8 protein-coding genes are annotated in these 4,724 nt (G+C 44.3%); 2 read left to right on the top strand and 6 right to left on the bottom strand.

Features of this window, described 5'->3' with window-relative positions:
- Window positions 1-62: 62 nt before the first annotated feature.
- The 5 genes from B5D50_RS19880 to B5D50_RS19860 form a co-directional block, all read right to left on the bottom strand.
- The gene (locus B5D50_RS19880) at window positions 63-314 is read right to left on the bottom strand and encodes a hypothetical protein (protein ID WP_078924388.1); all 252 of its coding nucleotides are present in this window, start codon (window positions 312-314) and stop codon (window positions 63-65) included.
- Window positions 311-565: a hypothetical protein gene (locus B5D50_RS19875; protein WP_078924387.1), complete on the bottom strand. Its 255-nt coding sequence runs from the start codon at window positions 563-565 to the stop codon at window positions 311-313. The genes B5D50_RS19880 and B5D50_RS19875 overlap by 4 nt, the downstream gene beginning before the upstream one ends.
- A gap of 79 nt (window positions 566-644) precedes the next feature.
- On the bottom strand, window positions 645-1,571 hold the full coding sequence (locus tag B5D50_RS19870) for a replication initiation protein (RefSeq protein WP_078924386.1): 927 nt from the start codon (window positions 1,569-1,571) through the stop codon (window positions 645-647).
- A gap of 347 nt (window positions 1,572-1,918) precedes the next feature.
- Complete coding sequence (locus tag B5D50_RS19865) at window positions 1,919-2,191, bottom strand: type II toxin-antitoxin system YafQ family toxin (protein WP_078924385.1); 273 nt, start codon at window positions 2,189-2,191, stop codon at window positions 1,919-1,921.
- Entirely contained in the window at window positions 2,188-2,436 is a 249-nt protein-coding gene (locus tag B5D50_RS19860) for a type II toxin-antitoxin system RelB/DinJ family antitoxin (RefSeq protein WP_078924384.1), read from the bottom strand. Before B5D50_RS19860 ends, B5D50_RS19865 begins: the two co-directional genes overlap by 4 nt.
- Window positions 2,437-2,603: 167 nt before the next feature.
- Between B5D50_RS19860 and B5D50_RS19855 the strand changes: the two genes are divergently transcribed.
- Window positions 2,604-2,861, top strand: coding sequence for a type II toxin-antitoxin system RelB/DinJ family antitoxin (locus tag B5D50_RS19855; protein ID WP_078924383.1), 258 nt, complete (start codon window positions 2,604-2,606; stop codon window positions 2,859-2,861).
- The gene (locus B5D50_RS19850; RefSeq protein ID WP_327193648.1) at window positions 2,812-3,162 is read left to right on the top strand and encodes a type II toxin-antitoxin system YafQ family toxin; all 351 of its coding nucleotides are present in this window, start codon (window positions 2,812-2,814) and stop codon (window positions 3,160-3,162) included. Before B5D50_RS19855 ends, B5D50_RS19850 begins: the two co-directional genes overlap by 50 nt.
- A 652-nt stretch (window positions 3,163-3,814) precedes the next feature.
- Here B5D50_RS19850 and B5D50_RS19845 read toward each other — a convergent pair.
- The gene (locus tag B5D50_RS19845) at window positions 3,815-4,381 is read right to left on the bottom strand and encodes a recombinase family protein (protein WP_078924381.1); all 567 of its coding nucleotides are present in this window, start codon (window positions 4,379-4,381) and stop codon (window positions 3,815-3,817) included.
- Between the last annotated feature and the right edge of the window lie 343 nt (window positions 4,382-4,724).

Below are 4,724 nucleotides of genomic sequence, written 5' to 3'. Positions count from 1 at the left end.
TTGTTCTGCTCTAAAACGATTAATTGCCCTAGGCGGTAAGCATTGGTATTCATGGCAACCCCCTAAAATGACAAGGCCGTTAAAACAGCAAAACAAGCCACCATGAACAGGTGAACCCCGTCCGTGGTGAAGGCCACCATCATCAGCACCCCACTAATCAGCAGTTGGCCTAGGCTTGGCAGTGCACCCCAGTGATGCAGGCTGTAATAGTCGAACCACTGGAATAGGCAGAGTGCAGCACAGGTGAGGCCAATACCGCGCCCAAGGGTGCGATAAGCTGATTCAGGGGTGATTTGAACGAAGAGGGTGTTCATGCTTGCACCTCCTCGATGTAATCAATCATCTGCTGAATCGCGGCTTGAACCTTTTTATTCCAAGGAAACTGTTTTTTTAACTCATGCAGAGCCGTGGAATCCTTAGCAACCACGGCTTCTAGAAAGGCAAGAATAAGACACTGAATTGACGGGCTGGCCGCATCAAATTTAGCTAGCACTCGGTCAACTAGCTCTTGACGGGTTAGGGTTGTAGGTGCGCAAGTGTGCGCCGTGGTAGGATTTACCTGCATTTTAGCGACTCCTTAGTAGTCGTTAGGGTGAAGTCCTGCCCGATGGTTTGCACACCAAGGGCAGGGCGTTAATAAAGCTTTAAATCGTTAATTCATAGTGAGCAATCGACGCTCTATCTTTTTCAGTTAAGTAAGTTTCTGCTGGTACTTTCGCCAGCCTTGCCAGCTCCTTGGCACTTTGTAAGCGACTCTTCGTTTCAGAAAGGGATAAGAAAGCCTCTATTTCTTGCTTAGCGCCTTTTTTTGTTTTAGCTCCCTGTTCTGTACGGGGCGTATTGGCTGAATTTAGCGCTTTGGGGTGAGTATCTAAGCTTAGTTGCTGTTCAGTCGGGAAGGTGAACTTGAGCGCTTTCACTTTTCGGCCTGCCTTGATAGCCTCCCACTCGACCGCTAGCCCGTCCTTTTCTCTGATTTCTTTTACTGCGGGTTCGATTACTCGCGCTTTAAGCAATGAAAAATCGGCATGGTAGGTTTTTGGCGTTTCAAGACTATGGTGAAAATCATCTATCAGAATATTCAGCAATCCGGTTTTCTTAAACTGCATCAGCAATTCAAATAATCGCCAGCTATACACGGATTGGAGTCCACTAGCGCGGCTTAGTCGGTAGCTGGTGAAATGGCTTTTCAGCTCAAACAGGTAAGGGAATAACCCATAATAAAATTCAACGAGAATCCAGCCTTCACCCTTGTTATATTTCGATTTGCCTACCCATTGAATCAACTCACTATCAGCATTATTAGGCTTGATCCTGATTTGCCGTTTCATAATGCCTTCGGCTGCTTTCTTTGCTTCTTGGTATGCCTTATCGGAGTTTAAGCCGAACATCTCCACCATTTCAGCGACGCTTATAGATACAGCAGCGCCTTGAATACTTGGCTTGATTTTGCTGTCTAGCTTCGATACAGCAAGCATTAGCAACCGCTTTTCACCTATGTTTAGGCCTTGAGCGCTTTTAATAAGGTCATTAGCGATGCTTACTTGCTGCTTATGTTCTTTAGTTGCCAATTGCTACAAGTTCCTTGTTATCCCAACGTTTGATTTATTGATAGTAAATTACCATAAAAGTACAGTCAACATAAAATTGAACGTTTGAATAGCAACCAATTTGTTGGGATTAACAACCAATTTGTTGGGATAGACCTATCTAACTTAATGATTTAACTAACGTTTTCGCGCCCTAAAAACTCTTAAAAAGATATATTAAAAAGAAAGAAGGTTTTCGCTATCGCTCCTAGAAGAAAAGAGCGAAGAAAGAGCGCATCGGCAAGGCTCATTGTCTAATCTTGGATAGGTGGATGCTGGAAGAGGGAAGAGCGCTTGCAGGGGAACGGGGTCACTTCACCTGCACCGATCTATTCAAACAACTGAGAATGTGTACCGATACGAGTCAGGATAATTTCATCATTGGTAACTTTGTAGATGACCAACACATCCCCACCTAGATGAAACTCTCGATAACCGTCCCAGTTCCCAATCAGGGCATGATCTTTCGATTCTTCAGGTAAAGCTTCATCTTTGGATAGGGCATTGAGGTACTGAACAAACTTGGTGAAGTGCTTATCACTCAACACCGTTCTTTTGCTGTCTTTCAAATAGGTTTTTGTTTGTTTCAGTAGCCTAGTCATTTCACCATGCTCTTGCGCATTGCTTCTAAATCAATCGGCAACGTATCGCCTGACTCGGCCTCTTTCATCGCTTGCAGCGTTTCAGCATTGGGCAGCTTAACTTCAAAGGGCAAGCCCTTGGCCTGAACTACCATACTGGCGAAAATGTTCACGGCATCCGTGAAGTTCATGCCTAAGCTTGCCAAAATTGCCTTGGCTTCGTTAAAGGTGGATTCTTCAATCCGCATACTCGTTTGCACTTTCATCTTGAATTCCTCTGGTTGTAATTCATTGTATACCATTTGTTGCTTGGTGAGTGAAGCAGAGAACGATTGCAGGTGAAGAGGGTTGCTTCATCTGCACCGATCTATTCAACGGTTTTCTATGGCCTACGGGATGAGATACACTGTATCTCAGTTCAATAGAGATTCAAATGATGGCTACCACAATGATTCATGTTCGTGTTGATGAGCAACTTAAAAATAATGCAGGGCAAGCGCTTGCTGCAATGGGGCTTTCTATATCCGATGCTGTACGTTTATTGTTGACTAGAGTAGCAGCAGATCAACAGTTTCCGTTTGCCTTGAAAGTACCCAATGAAACTACCTTACGCGCGATGAAAGAAGCTGACAGCATCATTAATGCCCGTTTCAACACCGCCGATGAGTTATTCCATGCCCTCGAAAAATAAACGGGCAACCCTTCCACGGACTACAGATTACACAAAGGATTTTGTGAAAGATTGGGAGCGTCTTACTCATTCAGGACGTTACAACATGAAGCAACTCAAGGAAGTGATGTTGTTGCTGATGGCTAATGATGAGCCGTTACCTGCTGAATGGTTAGATCATGAATTAGTAGGTGAGTGGGGAGAACATCGAGAATGTCATGTGGGGGGAGATTTTCTCCTCATTTACCGACTTAAAAAAGTGGGCAGACAAGAGATGGTTGTGTTTGTGAGAACAGGCACTCATGCAGAGTTATTCAAGTAGCGGCATTAGATTTGTTTTAAAAGTAGGCTCTAGCAGTCTACTTGCTAGAAAAGAATCCAACCTTGCTTAAAAAATCTGGCTGACCTCCGATATATACCCCCGCCCCGCACGGGCTACCCTGTTTCCCCATGTAGACGGGTATCTGTTCTGTTTTAAAAATAGTGTTTTACGCACTACCAAACCAACTTTCTGGAAACTAGCCTCAAGTTTCTTATGCCACCATGAAAAGCAGGCTGGTAAGAACCCCTAGGTACCTTGTGAGGCTATGCCCGTTTCGGGTACAGCATGGGGGGAGCTTGGATACTTGAACGCCTGAGGCAAACCAACAAGGGGGGGTATATCGAGAGGGTTGTGATGTATTTTTAGGACAAGGGGGGATTGGTTTCACATCCACCATAGTGAGGGTGCTGGATTAATCTGAAAAATAGGCTTTTATGGCCTATTGATCTGTCTGAAAAGTAGAGCTTTCGGCTCTATAGATCAGTCCTAAAAGTAGCCGAGAAACGACTACTCGATTAGTTTTAAAAATAGACTCTATGGGGCTACTATCAGCCTTGTCCTAATCTTGTTCTTTTTTATAGTTGTCTGATTTGTCAGGTTTTGGGCTTAAAACGATGTCTAAAAAATCTTCAAGGGGTGGACATAATACGTCCTAAGCGGCTTTATAATCGCTTGCCAGTCTGTAAACACTATTGCGAGCTATTCCGTACTTTTGGGCAATCGCTTCTTTACTCAGAACGCCAGCTTCAAAATCAGCTTTCAGCGCTTCAACCTGTTCAGCGTTTAACTTTTCCTTGCGTCCAAACTTAACGCCTTTTGCTTTCGCAGCTTGTCGGCCTTCGGCGGTACGAGCATTAATCAAGTCACGTTCAAATTCAGCAATCGAACCCAGAATGTTGAACAACAGCTTGCCAGTGGCGCTGCTGGTATCCATGCCCGACTGGTCCAGCACTTTGAACGCTACACCTTTAGCTTCTAACTCGCGCACAATCGCCCATAAATCGCCCATAGAGCGTGCTAAGCGGTCGAGCTTGGTGATGACTAGCACGTCCCCTTCCCGTGCGAACTCGACGGCTTTTTGAAGCTCTAAACGATTATCCGCGCTCTTCCCAGATTGCTTCTCACTGAAAACTTTTTCGCAACCCTCTACATTCAGCTTGGCAAGCTGTGTTTCGTAGTCTTGGCCAGTGGTTGAAACCCTTGCATACCCTATTTTCAATTTGCTACCTCTTGCTGCTAAAAGCTGTCATATAACTTGTATCATTGTACTAAATATTCTAGATGATGTGTAACACTATTTTAGTACAACTTTTAGTACAAAAATGACACGCTATAAACCCTTATGCAGCGTAGTGATGCGATTTGAAGGTAGGGTGTACTAAATATTGTAAGTTTTAGTACAGTGGGTTTAGCGCCAAAACGCCCACCATTGACGCGCTTTAGTGTCTGGCTTGTGTTCTTAGTGGTTTGATGGTTTGGGTTAGCTGATGCTGGTAAAACTTCTCTCTCTCTTTGGCTTCGGCTAGCTGTTTAGGTATTGTGGATTTTTTTGCAAAAAAAAA

Origin of the sequence: Thiothrix eikelboomii, from assembly GCF_900167255.1 — a bacterium.
Lineage (GTDB): Bacteria > Pseudomonadota > Gammaproteobacteria > Thiotrichales > Thiotrichaceae > Thiolinea > Thiolinea eikelboomii.
This window is presented reverse-complemented; position numbering and strand designations above follow the sequence as displayed.